The 665-nt window shown below is 54.6% G+C and carries 1 protein-coding gene; it reads left to right on the top strand.

Going from position 1 to position 665, the window contains the following annotated elements; all coding sequences use genetic code 11:
• A partial coding sequence (locus HXW87_RS00075; RefSeq protein ID WP_239778275.1) for an EF-Tu/IF-2/RF-3 family GTPase occupies window positions 1–665 on the top strand: 665 nt, incomplete at both ends.

Here is a 665-nt window from a genome sequence, read left to right as displayed (position 1 = left end):
CCAATCATCATCGGTTCGGCTCGTATGGCGCTGGAAGGCAAAGACGACAACGAGATGGGTACCACTGCCGTCAAGAAGCTGGTTGAAACTCTGGACAGCTACATCCCAGAACCAGTTCGTATGATCGACAAGCCATTCCTGATGCCAATCGAAGACGTATTCTCGATCTCGGGTCGCGGTACTGTTGTGACTGGTCGTATCGAGCGCGGTATCGTTCGCGTTCAAGATGCACTGGAAATCGTTGGTCTGCGTGACACCACCACCACCACCTGCACCGGTGTCGAGATGTTCCGCAAGCTGCTCGACGAAGGTCGTGCTGGTGAGAACTGCGGCGTTCTGCTGCGTGGTACCAAGCGTGACGACGTTGAGCGTGGTCAGGTTCTGGTCAAGCCAGGTTCGGTTAAGCCGCACACCAAGTTCACCGCAGAAGTTTACGTTCTGAGCAAGGAAGAAGGCGGTCGTCACACTCCGTTCTTCAAAGGCTACCGTCCACAGTTCTACTTCCGTACTACTGACGTGACTGGTAACTGCGAACTGCCAGAAGGCGTTGAAATGGTAATGCCAGGTGACAACATTCAGATGACTGTTACCCTGATCAAAACCATCGCGATGGAAGACGGTCTGCGTTTCGCTATCCGTGAAGGCGGTCGTACCGTCGGCGCTGG

The organism is Pseudomonas sp. Y5-11 (genome assembly GCF_022368695.1).
GTDB classification, from domain to species: domain Bacteria; phylum Pseudomonadota; class Gammaproteobacteria; order Pseudomonadales; family Pseudomonadaceae; genus Aquipseudomonas; species Aquipseudomonas parakoreensis.
This window is presented reverse-complemented; position numbering and strand designations above follow the sequence as displayed.